We start from the raw sequence: 17,640 nt of genomic DNA on the forward strand, positions 1-17,640 counted from the left end.
TTAGATTAAAGATTTAAACGTTTTTTAGTTAAAGCATTTTAGGCAGCTCTACTTCAATAAGCACTTTTTATTATTAGCCTGTGACCAATAAATTCTAGCACTACGATCTCTGACAATTTTATAGCAATGTCTATCGATTTCTTTGTAAATAAATTGAATGTTCGGGCTTGAAATAAGTAGGCCATCAGTGCCGTATTTATTATGGAAATCAATTGAGTAATCGAGGTGATGTAATGAAGGTGCAGCATGTAAGGCGGATGAGAAAAATAAGCTGATAACGAAAATCTTCATCATAACCAGTCCTTGTTTTTATGGTAATAAAAAGAGCCGCTTAATAAGTTATAGCAGATATATTCATGTGTTGTTTATATTTAGAAAAAGAGTGGCCGCAATAATTATTAATTTAATTAACGAGTTAACGGCATAACCATTTTTTATTGGTGCGGCTATTTCTCACGATGATGATGACGTTGAAATATTAATGACACGGACAGACAATGCATTTTATAAGAGTAAGAAAAAGGCCGAATTTGTTTATCTATCTCGCTTTAAACAGACATAAAGATAGTTATGAACTGACGGATAGGATTAAATTTACTTAAATTAAGCTAACGTTTATTCACCATAGTGATTTTTCTTGATAACCTGTGCTTATTGTAAGTCGTCCATCTTGTTTGGACACTATATTACTGAGAAGGTAATCTCGTTGGAACATTTTGTTTGGGATGTAAACCCCGTTATGGTGTCAATCTTCGGCTTGAAGATTCATTGGTATGGTGTGTTATTTGCGTTAGCAATTACTGCTGGTTTCCAAGTTATGAAGTCAGTGTATGAACGTGAAGATAAGCCGGTAGAAAGTTTAGATTCATTATTAATGTACGCCGTCGTTGGTATTATTGTTGGCGCGCGTTTATTTCATGTAGTGTTCTACGATCCAGACTATTACTGGGCGAACCCTGGCCAGATTATTGCGGTATGGAACGGTGGGTTAGCAAGTCACGGTGGTGGTTTAGGTGTTATTCTAGCCGTCTACTTCTATACTAAGCGCTACAAAATTAACTTCATGTGGTTACTTGATCGTTTAGCTATCGCGACAGCATTGTTCGGCTTCTTTGTTCGTACGGGTAATTTCTTTAATTCAGAAATTCTTGGTACACCGAGTAATCTTCCATGGGCTGTTATTTTTGAACGGGTTGATATGATCCCTCGTCACCCTGTTATGTTGTATGAAGGGTTTTCTTACTTAGCCATCTTTGTTTTATTGTTTGCGCTTTATCGTAAAACAGATATTGGTAAGTATAAGGGGCTACTGTTAGGTTGGTTCTTAGTATTAGTGATGACAGTACGTTTCTTATTAGAATTTATTAAAGTCCATCAGGCTGACTATTCTACAGATATTGTGCTTAATACAGGTCAACTGTTAAGTATTCCATTTATTATTGCTGGTATTATCTTGGTGATTCGAGGTCAAAAAGCGCGTCGATTAGCGCGAGAATCACAAAGTTAAAACGATTTGCACTGAAGATATCAAAAAGCCGATCTCATGATCGGCTTTTTTGTTGCTGTTAACTGATACTGAAAAGCTAAAGTAATCAGTGGAACGGATACCAAAATAAGCTGGTGGATTCAACGCGGTGGAAAATACCAAAACCAAGTATTGCTACAATAATTGCTAAAGCAATGACATCATTTTTAGTCATTGGTTTTAAGCTATACCAAGTACGTTTTTTATTACGTCCAAAACCTCGTAAAGTCATTGCATTGGAAATGACATCTGCACGATCTAAGCTTGAAAAAATTAATGGGCCAAGAATCTTTGCGACATTACGGATACGTGTCATCACTGGTGCATTTTTTGAAATATCCACCCCACGTGCTTGTTGAGCATGCATAATGTTGGTGAAGTCTTTCATCACTTCTGGTAGATAACGTAAAGTTAAGCTCACAGCATAAGCAATACGATAAGGTACCCCCAGTTTATTTAAACTTGCTGAAAACTCTGTTGGATGAGTGGTGAACACAAACACCAATGCGATCGGGAACATGCTGAAATATTTTAGTGTTACTGTTAACAAGTAAAACAATGTTTCAAGCGTAATATCGTAATGACCAAAGAGATGGATCAGAACGGTTTTACTGTGCATATAATCGGTGCCTTGCTGCGGTGCAATCAAGAACATAAATAATGCGTTCATCAGTAAAACAACGGCTGTACCCATGAGTAACGGTTTATAAACCTTAAAAGGTATCTGGGTTTCTTTAAGTAAGAACAGACCTAAAATAATCAATCCACAAATAACACGTAGATCGAACGTCAATAATACCATGGTAACCCAAGCCATAAAGAGAATGAGTTTAGTAATACCGTTTAGCGAGTGTAGCCATGAATGGGTATTAATATAACTAATACCAAATTTGAATTTATTGGTTTTCATGATTATTTCGTTTTTGCTTCGTGCTCAATAAAACAACGGATGAAGTTGTCAATGCGTGTAATGCCCATAGCCTCAGCTAAAGTGTAAAGGCTTGTCACTGTTAAGTTAGCTTTATCAAGTAGGGTTGGCTGGCTAAATATACGGTAGACACTGTCATCTGCTAGCAATTGGCTGTCAGCAATAACAATGGCGCGCTGTGTGTATTCCAGTACTAAATGCATATCATGCGAGATAATAATGATGGTAATACCAAGCTTTTCATTAAGCTCTTTAATGAATGCCATCATTGCGGTGTAGTGGTGATAGTCTTGTCCTGCTGTTGGCTCGTCAAGGATCAACAGTTCAGGCTCTAACACAAGCATAGTCGCAATAGTTACACGTTTCTTTTGGCCAAAACTCAGTGCATCAATCGGCCATTCACGGTAACGACCTAAGCCACAGAGCTCAAGCATGTGATTAACTTTGTCTTTTACTGTATTTTCGTCAACACCACGGTTACGAAGCCCAGATGCGACTTCATCGAAAATCATGTGGTGTGAAATCATATGATTGGGGTTTTGTAATACCACGCCAATTTTATGGCTGCGTTCAAAGATAGAACAACTGGCGAGATCATTACCGTTTAACGAAATAGTACCGCTATCTTGCTCCAATACTCCCATGATTAAACGGGTGATGGTTGACTTGCCCGAACCATTTTTTCCCATAATAGAGACAAATTCACCTTTATGGACATTAAAGCTAACATCATTAAGGGTGTTTTTTACGCCATCATAGGAGTAAGACAAGTTTTTCACGCTCAATAATACTTCGCTAAGCTCAGGCTTTTGTACTGGCGCCTCCTGATGAAACCATTGCTCTAGTTGTGGCTTAAATTTATCTAGCGAAAGGGTAGAGAAATAAGCGGGGTGATCGTCTTTTGAAAGTGTACAACCCGCCGCTTTAATAGCAGAAATATACAAAGGTTCACGAATACCGTGCTGCTCAAGCACCGTACTTGCTAATAATTCGTCAGGCGTCATATCTGCGACAATTTCACCACGATTCATCATTATGATGCGATCAACAGGACGGTGGAGCACATCTTCTAAACGGTGTTCAATGATAATCACTGTTTTGCCTGTATCTTTATGCAGGTTATCAATGATTTCTATTGCTGCTTTGCCTGTTTTAGGGTCAAGACTTGCTAAAGGTTCATCAAATAACAGGATATCAACATCATCAACCATAACGCCAGCAAGTGACACTCGTTGTTTTTGACCACCACTTAAATCAAATGGTGAGTGATCAATGATTGCGTTCAAATCAATCATGTCAGCCGTTGCTTGAACAATATCGTGCATCTTTTTTTGTGGGATCATTTGATTTTCAAGCGCAAAAGCGATGTCTTCGCCGACACTTAATCCAACAAACTGACCATCAGTATCTTGCAATACTGTACCAACCATACTTGTACAGTGGTCAAGGCCCATTTTTTGAGTATCTTGCTGATTAATGGTGAGTGTTCCTGAGCAATCACCTTTAATTGCATGTGGAATGAGACCATTAAGACATTGTCCCAATGTTGATTTACCACTACCACTAGGACCAACAATCACGACTTTCTCACCAGTATTAATGGTGAGGTTGATATTTTTTAGCGTTGGCTTTTCAAGCGCCCAATATTTAAAGGAGAAATCAGTAAATTGAATAGCCATGCTTAATATGCCTCTTTGAGGTTGTAGCTTTGCTGTTTACGTTTAGCAACAGATGTCAAAATAAAGTGTCCGACAACGGCAATTAACGTTGTGTTACCTGCCGCAATAATGACAAGTTGCGCTAAGACTTTGGCAAAAGGTTCGGCATAGAGAATTGAGTCTAAAAAGGCAGAGCAGCCATAACCAATCACATTGCCTAAGAATGCGAGTACTACAAATAGAGTGAAATCAAGTTTAGAAAAAAGGCCTTTTTCCAAGCGTTCGCGGGTGAGTTTAGGATATAAGCCAATGATCATACCAACGATTCCAGAGCCTAAAACCCAAGTGAACCAAACTCCCCATCCGGCAAACAGATCTGTTACCCAGTGGCCGATAAAACCAACAAGAAAGCCAACTAATGGGCCAAATAGAACAGCGAATAGTGCCAGTACAGCCATTGCTGGCTTTAAAGTTGTGTTTGCAAAAACAGGAATACCAAACATAGGTAACCCCCCAATGCCGTAAAGTGCAGCACCGATAGCAATCAGAACAACCGTTTTGGCTGAAAGACTCATAACTAAACCTTGTAAACTCTTGATAATTATTCAACGTATATTGAACAACACATATAAAAACTGGATTCGCGTATGCTTTATGGTTAAGTAAATGTCACCGGTTCAGCAGCCATGCCAAAGTTGGTGATAATCAATAGCAAGTTATGCTAAATGTTGTCACTCAACGCGAATAATCCATTATAAAACAAGAGCGGTGTCGGCCTAATTTCTGAGTTCGAGATATCGAAAAAAGAGTAGAACCAAAAGCGGCGCACATAATACTCTATTAAGTAAGCGATGGGAATGCTTTACATCTAGACGTCTAAAGAATGAACGACTTTATTTAAATAAATATTCAAAACTAAAATTTAGTCAGTATTTGCTGTTATTTTATTCAATGTTTCAATACGTTATAGAGTAGGTAAAACGCGATTTTTACAATGTGTTCGTTGTTTGTATAGGTTATGGATCTTGATGTAAAAACTGGAGTCATAGAGATTTAAGAGGTTGATGTACATTCGTTATTGGTGTTTTTTTGCGCTTATTTTTCTATTCGAGTTAAAAAAAATCACATAATCAATTACACTCAATGGAGTGGAGAGAGCAAAAGTCATTTCGAAATTAGCATTAGTTCTAAATTTTATAAATCATAAATGATGTAACAAACTGTTATTTGATTGATAATTATAACTAATTGGAAATATTATATTTTCCGCTTTATTTTTTTTTCCAAATAGGAAATAATCAATGTGCACACTTTATTTTGAAGCGTGTAATAAAACAACTTATTGTCAAGCTTTAACTTAATACTAAACTTTGCTCTGATACACAGAATCAGCAATTGGCGAAGTGTTAAGTTAAGGTAGAATTATGTAGTAGCTATCCTGCCATTCTGGCTGGGTGCAGAGCCAAATCATTGGAGATACAGCTTGATTAATGTATTCCTTGTAGATGATCACGAACTGGTTCGCACAGGGATTAGACGTCTTCTTGAAGATGTCCGTGGTATTAAAGTGGTAGGAGAAGCCATCAGTGGTGAGGAAGCCGTAAAATGGTGCCGTAGCAATCATGCCGACATTATTCTTATGGATATGAATATGCCTGGTATTGGTGGACTTGAAGCAACCCGTAAGATTTTACGATTCAATCCCGATGTAAAAATTATTGTTTTAACAATTCATACCGAAAACCCATTTCCAACAAAAGTCATGCAAGCCGGTGCTGCGGGCTACTTAACGAAGGGAGCGGGACCTGATGAAATGGTTAATGCGATAAGAATGGTAAATAGTGGCCAGCGTTACATTTCACCTGAAATTGCGCAGCAGATGGCGTTAAGCCAATTTGCTTCAAATTCTGAGAATCCTTTTAAAGAGCTTTCTGAGCGCGAACTTCAGATAATGATGATGATAACGAAAGGACAAAAGGTAACAGATATTTCGGAGCAATTAAATTTGAGTCCGAAAACCGTTAATAGCTATCGCTATCGTTTGTTTAACAAACTGGATATTAGTGGTGATGTTGAATTAACGCATCTTGCCATTCGACATGGAATGCTTGATACAGAGACGTTATAGTGTCAGATGTTCCAAACGAAAAAAGTTTTGATCCTCAAGCTTTTCTGAAAACAGTAACACACCAGCCAGGCGTCTATCGTATGTATGACGCTACTGGTGTGGTTATTTATGTCGGTAAAGCAAAAGATTTAAAAAAACGTCTCTCTAGTTATTTTCGAACTAATGTTGCGGGTGAAAAAACACGTGCTTTAGTTAAAAATATCTGCAATGTGGATGTGACGGTAACCCATACTGAAACTGAAGCACTTATCCTTGAACATAACTATATCAAGCAGTATTTACCTAAATATAATGTATTACTGCGTGATGATAAGTCTTATCCTTATATTCTTCTAAGTGCAAGCAAGCATCCACGCTTGTCGATTCACCGTGGTGTTAAGCGTCGCAAAGGTGAATACTTTGGCCCATATCCTGATGCAGGTGCAGTACGCGAAAGCTTGCATCTTATGCAAAAAATCTTTCCGGTTCGTCAGTGTGAAGACTCAGTATATGCTAATCGAAGTCGTCCATGTTTGATGTATCAAATTGGGCGTTGCTCTGGGCCATGTGTCGAAGGGTTGATCAGCGATGATGATTATCAACAGCAAGTGCAATTGGTACGATTATTTTTACAGGGTAAAGATCGCCAAGTGATTAGCATTATGGTTGAGAAAATGGAGCAAGCAAGCCAAGCGTTAGAGTTTGAGCAAGCGGCACGATATCGCGATCAAATCCAAGCACTAAGGCGTATTCAAGAGCAGCAGTTTGTAAGCCAAGACAATGAAGATGATATTGATGTCATTGGTATTGCGCACAGTAATGGGCTTGCATGTATCCATGGTTTATATATTCGTCAAGGTAAGATCTTAGGTAGCCGCAGTTATTTTCCTAAAGTGCCAATTGATGCAACGTTAACAGAAGTTCTCTCAGGGTTTGTTACTCAATACTATTTCAACCAAGTTGAAGGTCGAGTGATCCCGAGTGTCATTTTATTAAGTGAAACACTGGGAGAAGAAGGTGAAACTATTGCTAAAGCGTTAACGGAAATGGCTGGGCGTACTATCATTTTTAAATACAATCCACGAGGAACTCGTGCTCAGTATTTAAAATTGGCAAAGACGAATGCAGAAACCGCACTGACAAGCAAAATTAATCACCGTTTAACGATACAAGAGCGTTTCTTTGCTCTGCAACAAGCTTTAAACTTAAAGCCGATTTCACGTATGGAATGTTTTGATATTAGCCATACTATGGGTGAAAAAACGGTTGCCTCATGTGTTGTATTCAATCAGGAAGGGCCATTAAAGCAAGAGTATCGTCGTTATAATATAACGGGTATTACGGGTGGTGATGATTACGCAGCAATGGCACAAGTTTTGGAGCGTCGTTACAGCAAAAATATGGAATTAGATAAAATTCCAGACATAATTTTCATAGATGGCGGTAGAGGTCAGTTATCAACAGCGTATGATGTAGTGAAGCCGTATATTGCTGATTGGCCAAAACGACCTTTGTTTGTCGGTGTGGCAAAAGGTACGACACGTAAGCCTGGTTTAGAAACGCTCATCTTTGTTACAGGCGAAGAGTTTTCTATGCCAAGTGATTCACCAGCGTTGCATTTGATCCAGCATATTCGTGATGAAAGCCATAACCATGCTATTAGTGGTCACCGCGCCCAACGTGCAAAAGTTCGTAAGCGTAGTAGCCTTGAAGATGTAGAAGGTATTGGGCCTAAACGACGTCAAGCGTTGCTCAAATATATGGGTGGTATGCAAGAACTGAAGAAAGCAAGTAAAGAAGAAATTGCTAAAGTACCTGGTATTAGTCCTGCTTTAGCAGAAAAAATAGTCGATGCATTGCAACATAATTAGTTCGCTGCACTTTTTTGGTTTAATTTACTGATAAATTCGCACCTAAGCAGACTTTGGAGTAGGCTAGGGAAGTAGATTGAACTCTGATTTTGAACATAAGAATAATATTATGCGTTTATCAATACCTAACATCTTAAGTTTCGTTCGGCTCATGCTTATCCCATTTTTTGTTATTGCCTTTTATGTGCCGTACGAGTGGTCTGCTTTTGCAACAGCGTTAATTTTTTGGGTTGCGGGCGTCACCGATTGGTTCGATGGCTACCTTGCTCGTAAATTAAATCAAACAACTCGGTTTGGTGCTTTTATTGATCCTGTTGCTGATAAACTCATGGTAGCAACGGCCTTAGTACTCGTGGTTGAGCATTATCATTCAGTATGGGTTACGATCCCTGCTGTCACTATGATTGGTCGTGAGATTATTATTTCAGCATTACGCGAATGGATGGCAGAAATTGGTAAACGTGCAAGTGTTGCCGTTTCTTGGGTAGGGAAAGTGAAGACTGCCTCTCAGATGTTTGCTCTATTATTGTTGTTATGGCATCCGCATGAATACGTTGTATGGTTAGGTTATGTATCTTTGTATGTTGCAATGGTATTAACGTACTGGTCAATGGTGCAATATTTAAAAGCAGCCAAAGGTGATTTGCTTAACGCAGAAAATCACTAGTAAGTCCTATTTTTGAAAAGGCCTGATTAATCAGGCCTTTTTTATATCTCGAGTATTTGTTAATACACCCTCTCTTAGTTATATTGAGTGAAAATCAAACGATTAAGGATGAGGGAGCAGCGCAGTGGAATATGCTCAAGAATACTCAAAGAAAGAAAAAGCGGTTCGGATCTTGGCTGGAGTATTCGTTGGGAGCGTCATTTACTTTCTTCATACAATCTGGCTGATACCTATTATTAACGATGATCTATCTCGTCCACATTGCTTTGAATGGTTGGGGTTTAATCTCGCTGATTATTTTTGGTATTTAGTGATGGTTGGTGTGCCACTATTTGCTTTTACGATGAGTTGGATATTGATACCGCGAGCTATCGCTGGAATTCGTGAAGGGCGCTTTCCACCTAAAGCCGTAAAAGTCTATCGACCAACGAAAGTAAAAACAGGATTTTTGGCTGGGTTAGTATCAGCTATGCACTTATCAATTCCCTTCGTACTTTTATTACTTGCTGCTTGGGGGTATCTACAAGCTCCTCATTTTCCTACTTTTGATAAGCAAGCGTTAGATCCTAACCTGTGTATAAAAGATAATGCTCATTAATGTTCAACATGCAGATTTATCACTCTTTCTTGTTGAAATTATATAATCTGCATGTTGATTTCTTGTCTTAATGGCAAGCTAATCTTCATCGTTACTATTAATAATGGTGACAGGACCATAATAATGATGGTGGTGGTGAGTGGTATAATGGTGGTGATGTGTACCTTTATGTGCAGCTCCTGTTCCACCGTGAATATGATGTCCATGAGAGGGTTCATGGCCGCGATATTCTTCATGATCTTTATTATGTTTATGCTCTACATCATCATCGTAACGGTGTTCCATTTTTTCATGCGTTGAACTTTTAGTTTTTTGAGTAGCCATAAATGCCTCTGTTATCAGTAGATTTCGTTTATTAGTCTAGTTCATAACTTTAAAAACGTCGGTACATTTACTGCTTATATAAGTGTTAAATATTTTTCATATGTCCATAGCATCTCGGCGTTTAATGTCTTTGTGACCATCTTCTGACACACCGTTTTTCCAATAACTGCTAATGTAAATGAACTCTCTTTCAACGTTTTTTTCATTGCGAAAATATTGTCGTAGTTCACGCATGGTATCGAATTCACAGGCTGACCAAACAGAAACCTTGCCATCTTTCCAAGGTAATGATGTGGCAGTATCTGCTAGCGATTCAGAGGCTGTTATCCATATCACTTTAATATCTTCAGGCTTAGATAATTCCTGTATATCCTCTTTATCAATAACTTGAATAACGGCGTATCCCTTCGCATCTATTGGCAGCCTTTGTATTTTTGTCGTTAATGATGGTAGCGCGGTCATATCGGCAACCATAAAAAACCAATCTGCATCATGATTGAGGTCTTTAATTTCCCCCGGGCCTAATAGACTAATTTTATCGCCTAATGATGCTTGCTTCGCCCATTTAGCGGCATAGCTGTGATCGCCTTGATCTGTATTATGACGAACAAAATCGACTTCAATACTATTTTCTTCTGGAATATATTTTCTAATCGTATAGGTACGCATCACTGGTCGTTGCCCTTTCGGCACAAGACTAATATCAGTACTGCCATTTTCAGCAAAAAGTAATTTTATATAGTTTCCTGCACTATTCTTAGAAAATGCAGATAAGCACTCTCCTTGTAAAGTGATTCGTTGCATATTGGTTGTGATGGTTTCGCTGTTTATTACTGTTACTTCGTTATTCATGAGCCACCAATTGAGAATGGTTTTTATTTATATTAACAAGGCGCTGTGCAATAAGATATCTTATTTACTATTTTTTACGCATATGGTTAACAGTAATTATTTGGACGAATATCTATATTTATTCCCTGTAAGTGACAGATATAATGGATAAAAACGTTGTTCGATATTGGGTGGTTTATGTTTAAAAATAAAACAGTGTTAGTACTAGCAGGCGCACAAGGAATTGGTAAGGCATGTAGTAAGTTATTGGCCTCTCAAGGCGCCAATGTCTATGTTGCTGATTGGAATATTGATGAGGCAACAGCGACGGCTAATGAAATTACCAAAAATAACGGTAAAGCAACGGGGATGTTTTTTAATGCGTTCGATAATGATTCTTACGCGCCGTTGATTGATTCTATTCTTGAAAAAGAAGGAAAGATTGATGTGCTGGTTAACAACTTTGGCGGTGTAGATTTACGTAAAGATCGTGACTTAGCCCATACTGAAGTGGTTGATTGGGAACAGAATATGCTTGCTAATATAAATAGTGTATTTATTCCATCAAAAGCAGTTATTCCAACGATGGTTAAACATGGTGGTGGGAGCATTGTAAACATCTCATCACTGTCTTCTTTAAGTGCTGAAATGTCGAGCATCTCTTACGGCACGGCAAAAAATGCCATTAACCATATGACACGTCAAATCGCGATTCAATACGCGAGTTTTGGTATTCGTTGTAATGCAGTACTACCAGGAATGATTGCGACAGATGCTGTGAAAAATAATTTAAACCAAGAGTTTATTGATAATTTCTTAGCGACGCAGCCAATTAAACGTATGGGGGAGCCTGAAGATATTGCTAATGCGGTGAGTTTCTTAGCAAGTGATCTGGCAGGTTTTATTACAGGTGTTTGTTTGCCGGTTACAGGTGGTATGAATATCGCGCCAGCACGCTATTACTTTGATGCAGATAAAGTGAGCTTCTGAGTTTTACTTATTAGTTCATCACGTTAATTTTCTATACTGATCAAACGGCTCAATGTGCAGCCGTTTTTTTATAACTATTCGTGTATAACTAGAAAAGGGTAGTGATCAACAAATTAAGGAGTGATGATGATCCCGATTGATTCTTCGATTGTAGCGGGCGTTGCGTTATCAGAAATTGATGGCGTGATGAAGATGCTACTCATGAAGCGTGTTAAAGGTGGATATTGGTGTCATGTTGGCGGTTCAATCGAAGGTGATGAAACGGGTTGGCAAGCCATTGTCCGTGAGTTTAAAGAGGAGACCCAAATTGAAGTGGTAGATCTTTATAACGCCCAATATCTGCAACAGTTTTTTGAAGCCAACGTTAATGTGCTGCAAATTATTCCTGTTTTTGTGGTGATGTGCCCTCCAAATCAAGCCGTAACACTTAATCACGAACATACAGATTATCAATGGTGCACACTAGAAGAAGCAAAAGCACTAACGCCATTTCCCAATCAGCACCGTGTTTTTGATCATGTATGGGCCTATTTTGTTGATAAGCCGATTGAATCTCTTTTTAAAGTAGATATTAAGCAGTACATTCCAGATTATTGAGGAAATTGAAAATATGGGAAAAGTGATATTAAAAGGATTTATTGTCGTTCCTGAAGAAGAACTTAATCTTGTTAGCAAAGCACTTGAGAAGCACGTCGAATTAACAAAGCAAGAGCCCGGCTGTCTAGTGTTTAATGTTTATCAACGTTCACATTCTCCTTGTTATTTTGATGTTTATGAAGAGTTTTCTAGTAATACTGCGTTCGAACATCACCAAAGGCGAGTCAAAGTATCTGAATGGGGGAGAGTCACTTCAAATGTTGAACGCCATTATGAGGTGTGGCAAACCGAGAACGAATAGAAAAGGATAATTCAATGGAGTTTTTGCTTCCCTATAAAATGACAATTTGGGTTATTGGCTCTTTGGGATTGTTGTTACTATTGCAATTAATCGTATTAGATATTGCTATTCTTAGTCAAAAGCATATCCCTGGTTTTACTATTGAAGCTAACCATGAACACTTTTTATTTCGTGCTAATAGAGCATTAGCTAATAGTAATGAAAGCCTTGGGATCTTTATTGTATTCGTTCTGTTTGCATTATTTTCTCAGCCCATTGCTCACTGGATTAATGGCTTCGCTGTGGTTTATTTATTCGGACGAATAGGGCATATGTTGTGTTATTACTTTAATTTAAAAGTATTACGCAGTATCTTTTTCGCGGTGAGTTTACTGGGGCTTATTGGACTATTTGTTACTGCAGTTATGGCTTGGCTGTAAATTGAGTTATTTTGCTTGTAAAAATGATCGTCACAAACGTATTAAAAAAGGCACTAGTAATAAACTTTAGTGCCTTTTATTTGATTGCGTTAGCTTACCTTACGGTTTACTTGATATTGATAAACTTTTGGATAGCTTTGTGTTTCTATCTCTTGTTTTGCTTTAAACCAATTTAAGCGATGAGTGAGGGTCGTAACACTACCTATCACAATAAGCGCTGGGCTTTCAGCCTCTTTGGCTAATATCTCTAAGTGTGCTAAATCACCAGTATGTACTTGTTGTTGTGAACTGGTACCACGTTCAATAATAGCAATAGGTGTTGTCAGCGACATGCCATACGCACTGAGTTTATGGCGAATAACATGGCTCTGGTTTAACCCCATATAAAAGACTAAAGTGTGGTTAGCGAGAGCCAGTGATGACCAGTCAATTTGATCTTTCCCTTCTTTTAAATGGCCGGTGATAAATTGAACGCTTTGTGCATGATCGCGATGGGTTAATGGAATACCAGAATAAGCCGCGCAACCTGATGCGGCCGTAATACCAGGTACCACTTCAAAGGGAATATTAAACGGCAATAAGGCTTCTAGTTCTTCGCCACCTCGACCAAAAATAAACGGGTCACCGCCTTTAAGTCTAACCACTAATTTTCCGCTGAGTGCTTGTGCTACTAGAATTTGGTTTATGTCACCTTGCGGTACACAGTGATTTCCTGCTTCTTTGCCCACAAAAATGCGTGCACAATGTTGAGGGAATAGTTCAACAATGTCGTTAGATACAAGGCGATCATAGACAATGACATCAGCCTGTTGAATACAACGTAATGCTTTTACTGTTAACAAATCAGGATCACCAGGACCTGCACCTACAAGTATTACTTTACCGATAGCAGCAGGTTCTTCTTCTGAGGTTGGCAGTGAAAACACAGTTTCATTCGTTGTCATTCTATTAGCTCCAGGCTGATTTTTATTTTAGGTTGTCAATTAAGCGGCTTGCTGTTGCGGTTCTGTTTTCTGTGCAGAGCCTAAATATGGGCGTTGGTTACGCGGTGTGGCGAACCAGTAGCCTAAGCCCATAAATACAACACCTGAAATTGTATTACCTAGCGTTACCCAGAATAAGTTATGACCAATTCCCGCTAGAGTGAATGCTTCCTTATGTTGACCAAACCATGAAAGAGCAAAGATGGTCATGTTAGCAATAGAGTGCTCATATCCTGATGCGATGAAGGCCAGTAAGCACCACCAAATAGCAAAAAATTTAGCTGAGCCTTCAACACGCTGGCACATCCAAATGGCTAAACACACAAGCCAGTTACATAAAATACCTTTAAATAAAAGTACCGATGCTGAAGCGTCTGTTTTTGCAAGAGCGACGTTATTTAATAAGCTATTTGCATCAGGTAATAGTTTTCCGCCACCTGCGTAGAAAAACAGTAACGCGACGCCAACTGAGCCCAGTAAGTTTCCCATCCATGTTTGTGGTAAAACGCGAAGTGTATCAGCGACGGTGATTTGGCCTGTTTTAACACCAAAAGTTAAAAACATAGTGTGTCCGGTAAATAACTCAGAGCCCGCAATAATTACGAGGGTAAGAGCAATACCAAAGGTCGCTCCCATAACAAGTGGGCGAATAGAGGGATCAACCATATTGCCTAAAGTGAAAATCAGAATGATGCCAAGACCAACATAAGCCCCCGCCATGGCTGAGCTTAACCAAAACCCGAATTTTTCCTTATCTGCAAATTCAACGATACGTGCGGCATTGGCTGAACATTTTTTAATTGTGTCTGCGTACATAGTTTTGTCCCTGTATAAAATTAAACTCTTTGGCATAAATAAGTTCGGTACTGGGCTTGTTACTTATGCCAAAAAGTGGGAAGTAGCACTGAGGCTAGTTCCCATTCTTATCGTTACAGTTGGACTAACACATTGCCGTCTTTGACTGTGACTTTGTAGCTTTCAATGTTCATTGCAGAATTTTCTAAGCAACGACCGTCAAGCAGTGAAAAGCGTTGTTTTTTTAATGGGCTAGCGACCCATAATTCATCTTGGTGCTGGCAAATAAGCCCGCGAGATAACACATTGGACTTTGAAAACGGATCCATATTATTTATCGCAAACAGTTGTTCGCTATGATCGGGACGAAAGATGGCAACTTGCTTGTCTTCAATAAGGGCGCACACGCCAGTACCAGGGATTAAATCGTCTAATTGGCATGCAGTGATCCAAGAACTCATACATTCTCCTCCAATGAAATGGTGTAAGTGTTGGCTTTTTCTTCGTTAGATGCAGGACGATGTTGGTCACGGCTAGGTACAAACACGACATTATCATCACGCTTATCGCTGTTAATAAAGTGACTAAAGCGTTTTAGTTGCTGTTCGTTATCTAACGTATTTGACCATTCACAATGGTAAGAGCTAATCAGCTTTTCAATATCAGCTTCAAGTTGATCGTTAATACCCAGTTTGTCGTTAATGATCACTTCACGAAGGTATTCAACACCACCATCAAGGCTTTCTAACCATGTTGATGTTCGCTGAAGTTTGTCAGCTGTACGTACGTAGAACATGAGGTAGCGGTCAACATATTTGATTAAGGTGTCGTGGTCGAGATCGGCTGCCAGTAAATCACCGTGGCGAGGTTTCATACCACCGTTACCACCAACATACATATTCCAGCCAGCATCTGTTGCAATAAGACCTAAGTCTTTGCCCTGTGCTTCAGCACATTCGCGGGTACAACCTGATACACCAAACTTCATTTTGTGAGGAGTACGAATACCTTTGTAGCGGTTTTCTAGTTCAACACCTAAGCCGACACTGTCTTGTACACCAAAGCGGCACCATGTGCTTCCGACACAGGTTTTGGCCATACGTAGCGCTTTGGCATAGGCTTGTCCTGTTTCAAATCCTGCTTCAATTAAACGTTGCCAAATGGCAGGTAAATCATCTTTCTGTGCGCCAAATAAACCGATACGTTGTGCGCCTGTGATTTTGGTATATAAATTATAATCATTAGCGACTTGTGCGACGGCGAGCAATCCTGCTGGTGTTACTTCACCGCCAGCCATACGAGGGATCACTGAATAAGTGCCATCTTTTTGCATGTTGCCAAGGAAAATGTCGTTGGTATCTTGCAATGGGGTATTTTGAGGCGTTAGTACATAATCATTCCAGCAAGAAGCCAAAATAGAGCCAACGGTTGGCTTACAGATTTCACAGCCGTAACCTTTACCGTATTTCGCTAATAGTTCATCAAATGACTTGATCTCTTCAATACGGATCAAGTGGAATAACTCTTGGCGAGAATAAGCGAGGTGTTCACAGAGGTGGTTATTTACTGCAATACCGGCTTTTGCGAGTTCGCTGTTTAGCACTTGCGTGATAAGAGGTAAACAACCGCCACAGCCTGTACCCGCTTTGGTAACGGCTTTGATTTCGCCTAATGTCGTATGTCCATCAGCAACCGCTGCTGCAATCTTACCTTTAGTCACATCAAAACAGGAACACATCACGGCGCTTTCTGGTAGGGATTCCACGCCCATGGCTGGTTTTGCTGCACCCGCATGAGCAGGTAAGATTAAACTGTCAGGGTTTTCTGGTAGCTCAATATTATTTAGCGATAACTGCAAAAGGTTACCGTAATCTGATGTATCACCAACAAGTACGGCTCCTAGAAGATATTTCCCATCTTCAGAAACAATAATGCGCTTATACACTTCTTCTTGTTCGTTTAAATAAACATAGCTTTTACAGTTTTTAGTACGGCCATTAGCATCACCAATACTGCCAACTTTTACTCCGAGTAGCTTCAATTTGGCGCTCATGTCAGCACCTTCAAATTGCTGCTTTTCTCCTAATAAGTGACCAACCGCGATTTGTGCCATTTTGTAACCTGGCGCCACTAAACCAAAGAACATGTTATTCCAAGAGGCACATTCACCGATGGCGTAAACATCGGCATCTGATGTTTGGCAAACGTTATTAATGGCAATACCACCACGTTGACCTGTTGTTAGTCCACATTGTGTGGCTAATTTATCTTGTGGGCGAATGCCGGTAGAGAACACGATGAAATCAACTTCAAGAGAAGTGCCATCTGCAAATTGCAGGGTATTACGTGCATTTTCACCGGAAGGGATGATCTCTTGGGTATTTTTACCGGTGTGAACATTTACGCCGAGTTGTTCTATTTTGTTTCGTAGTTGTTGACCACCTTGAGGATCAAGTTGTTCAGCCATAAGGACATTAGCAAACTCAATAACATGAGTTTCAACGCCCAGTGCTTTTAGTGCACCAGCGGCTTCTAAGCCAAGTAGACCGCCACCGATGACAACGCCACTTTTACTGCGTTTAGCGGTTAATTCAATCGCTTTAAGATCTTCGATCGTGCGGTATACAAAACAGTCTTTGTTTTCGCTACCTTTAATGGGTGGAACCCAAGGGTAAGATCCGGTTGCCATGATGAGTTTATCGTAGCGAAGTTCACGACCCGAATTAGAGAGAATAAGCTTTTGTTCACGGTTAATGTTAATGGCGCGTTCGCCAAGCAAAACATTGATTCCATGTTTTTCGTAAAGCCCTTGCTTAACAAGAGAAAGCTCATCAGCTGTATGGTGAGAGAAATAAGAAGATAAATGTACTCTGTCATATGCGACACGGGGTTCTTCACAAAACACGGTTACTTCGTAGTTTTCGATATTCGATCTATCTATTAATTCTTCGATGTAACGGTGGCCGACCATACCGTTGCCGATAATTGCCAATTTAATTTTGCTCATAAAACCTACTTCACCATACCTTAAATTGGTTGTAGTGTA

19 protein-coding genes are annotated in these 17,640 nt (G+C 39.4%); 9 read left to right on the top strand and 10 right to left on the bottom strand.

All coding sequences use genetic code 11. The features are described from left to right. Positions 1-48 precede the first annotated feature (48 nt). On the bottom strand, positions 49-294 hold the full coding sequence (locus C9J41_RS04660; RefSeq protein ID WP_107206331.1) for a hypothetical protein: 246 nt from the start codon (positions 292-294) through the stop codon (positions 49-51). Between the two features lie 412 nt (positions 295-706). Here C9J41_RS04660 and lgt point away from each other — a divergent pair, with 412 nt between their 5' ends. After that, positions 707-1,507 carry a prolipoprotein diacylglyceryl transferase gene (gene lgt, locus C9J41_RS04665; protein WP_107206332.1) on the top strand — a complete coding sequence of 267 codons (801 nt, stop codon included), beginning with the start codon at positions 707-709 and terminating at the stop codon, positions 1,505-1,507. A gap of 85 nt (positions 1,508-1,592) precedes the next feature. Here the strand turns inward: lgt and C9J41_RS04670 are convergent, their stop codons facing one another. The 3 genes from C9J41_RS04670 to C9J41_RS04680 are packed head-to-tail and all read right to left on the bottom strand — an operon-like array spanning position 1,593 to position 4,686. Next, complete coding sequence (locus C9J41_RS04670; RefSeq protein ID WP_107294273.1) at positions 1,593-2,435, bottom strand: energy-coupling factor transporter transmembrane protein EcfT; 843 nt, start codon at positions 2,433-2,435, stop codon at positions 1,593-1,595. A gap of 2 nt (positions 2,436-2,437) precedes the next feature. After that, positions 2,438-4,132, bottom strand: coding sequence for an ABC transporter ATP-binding protein (locus C9J41_RS04675; RefSeq protein WP_107294274.1), 1,695 nt, complete (start codon positions 4,130-4,132; stop codon positions 2,438-2,440). Between the two features lie 2 nt (positions 4,133-4,134). Then, positions 4,135-4,686, bottom strand: a complete 552-nt coding sequence (locus C9J41_RS04680; RefSeq protein WP_005368393.1) for an ECF-type riboflavin transporter substrate-binding protein — start codon at positions 4,684-4,686, stop codon at positions 4,135-4,137. Between the two features lie 908 nt (positions 4,687-5,594). On the opposite strand from C9J41_RS04680, the gene uvrY reads away from it, so the two are divergent. From uvrY to C9J41_RS04700, 4 genes are all read left to right on the top strand, one after another. After that, positions 5,595-6,239 (top strand): UvrY/SirA/GacA family response regulator transcription factor, encoded by a 645-nt coding sequence (gene uvrY, locus C9J41_RS04685; RefSeq protein ID WP_005368391.1) that lies wholly within the window; start codon positions 5,595-5,597, stop codon positions 6,237-6,239. Next, a complete protein-coding gene (gene uvrC, locus C9J41_RS04690; RefSeq protein WP_107294275.1) occupies positions 6,239-8,089 on the top strand; it encodes an excinuclease ABC subunit UvrC in 1,851 nt (616 codons plus the stop codon). The genes uvrY and uvrC overlap by 1 nt, the downstream gene beginning before the upstream one ends. Before the next feature lie 109 nt (positions 8,090-8,198). Continuing rightward, positions 8,199-8,756 carry a CDP-diacylglycerol--glycerol-3-phosphate 3-phosphatidyltransferase gene (gene pgsA / locus C9J41_RS04695; protein WP_005368388.1) on the top strand — a complete coding sequence of 186 codons (558 nt, stop codon included), beginning with the start codon at positions 8,199-8,201 and terminating at the stop codon, positions 8,754-8,756. Positions 8,757-8,880: 124 nt separating this feature from the next. After that, the gene (locus C9J41_RS04700; protein ID WP_107294276.1) at positions 8,881-9,354 is read left to right on the top strand and encodes a hypothetical protein; all 474 of its coding nucleotides are present in this window, start codon (positions 8,881-8,883) and stop codon (positions 9,352-9,354) included. 78 nt (positions 9,355-9,432) lie between these two features. On the opposite strand, the gene C9J41_RS04705 is transcribed toward C9J41_RS04700, so the two are convergent. Together C9J41_RS04705 and C9J41_RS04710 are read right to left on the bottom strand one after the other, a co-directional pair. Beyond that, positions 9,433-9,678: a hypothetical protein gene (locus C9J41_RS04705; protein WP_107206338.1), complete on the bottom strand. Its 246-nt coding sequence runs from the start codon at positions 9,676-9,678 to the stop codon at positions 9,433-9,435. A 96-nt stretch (positions 9,679-9,774) separates the two neighbouring features. Beyond that, on the bottom strand, positions 9,775-10,530 hold the full coding sequence (locus C9J41_RS04710; protein ID WP_107294277.1) for a siderophore-interacting protein: 756 nt from the start codon (positions 10,528-10,530) through the stop codon (positions 9,775-9,777). Positions 10,531-10,707: 177 nt separating this feature from the next. On the opposite strand from C9J41_RS04710, the gene C9J41_RS04715 reads away from it, so the two are divergent. The 4 genes from C9J41_RS04715 to C9J41_RS04730 all read left to right on the top strand — a co-directional run bounded on the left by C9J41_RS04715 (position 10,708) and on the right by C9J41_RS04730 (position 12,816). Next, a complete protein-coding gene (locus C9J41_RS04715; RefSeq protein WP_107246060.1) occupies positions 10,708-11,499 on the top strand; it encodes an SDR family NAD(P)-dependent oxidoreductase in 792 nt (263 codons plus the stop codon). 126 nt (positions 11,500-11,625) lie between these two features. Further along, positions 11,626-12,096: an NUDIX pyrophosphatase gene (locus C9J41_RS04720; RefSeq protein ID WP_107292118.1), complete on the top strand. Its 471-nt coding sequence runs from the start codon at positions 11,626-11,628 to the stop codon at positions 12,094-12,096. A gap of 13 nt (positions 12,097-12,109) precedes the next feature. Further along, the gene (locus C9J41_RS04725; RefSeq protein WP_107294278.1) at positions 12,110-12,397 is read left to right on the top strand and encodes a putative quinol monooxygenase; all 288 of its coding nucleotides are present in this window, start codon (positions 12,110-12,112) and stop codon (positions 12,395-12,397) included. Positions 12,398-12,411: 14 nt separating this feature from the next. Then, a complete protein-coding gene (locus C9J41_RS04730; protein ID WP_107246036.1) occupies positions 12,412-12,816 on the top strand; it encodes an MAPEG family protein in 405 nt (134 codons plus the stop codon). Between the two features lie 89 nt (positions 12,817-12,905). Here C9J41_RS04730 and cobA read toward each other — a convergent pair whose 3' ends face one another. The 4 genes from cobA to nirB form a co-directional block, all read right to left on the bottom strand. Beyond that, the gene (gene cobA, locus C9J41_RS04735) at positions 12,906-13,760 is read right to left on the bottom strand and encodes a uroporphyrinogen-III C-methyltransferase (protein WP_107294279.1); all 855 of its coding nucleotides are present in this window, start codon (positions 13,758-13,760) and stop codon (positions 12,906-12,908) included. 39 nt (positions 13,761-13,799) lie between these two features. After that, on the bottom strand, positions 13,800-14,615 hold the full coding sequence (gene nirC, locus C9J41_RS04740; RefSeq protein WP_107294280.1) for a nitrite transporter NirC: 816 nt from the start codon (positions 14,613-14,615) through the stop codon (positions 13,800-13,802). 113 nt (positions 14,616-14,728) lie between these two features. Next, entirely contained in the window at positions 14,729-15,055 is a 327-nt protein-coding gene (nirD, locus tag C9J41_RS04745) for a nitrite reductase small subunit NirD (protein ID WP_107206345.1), read from the bottom strand. After that, a complete protein-coding gene (gene nirB, locus C9J41_RS04750) occupies positions 15,052-17,601 on the bottom strand; it encodes a nitrite reductase large subunit NirB (protein WP_107294281.1) in 2,550 nt (849 codons plus the stop codon). Before nirB ends, nirD begins: the two co-directional genes overlap by 4 nt. Positions 17,602-17,640: the final 39 nt, after the last annotated feature.

Source organism: Photobacterium sp. GB-50 (genome assembly GCF_003026755.1).
Lineage (GTDB): Bacteria > Pseudomonadota > Gammaproteobacteria > Enterobacterales > Vibrionaceae > Photobacterium.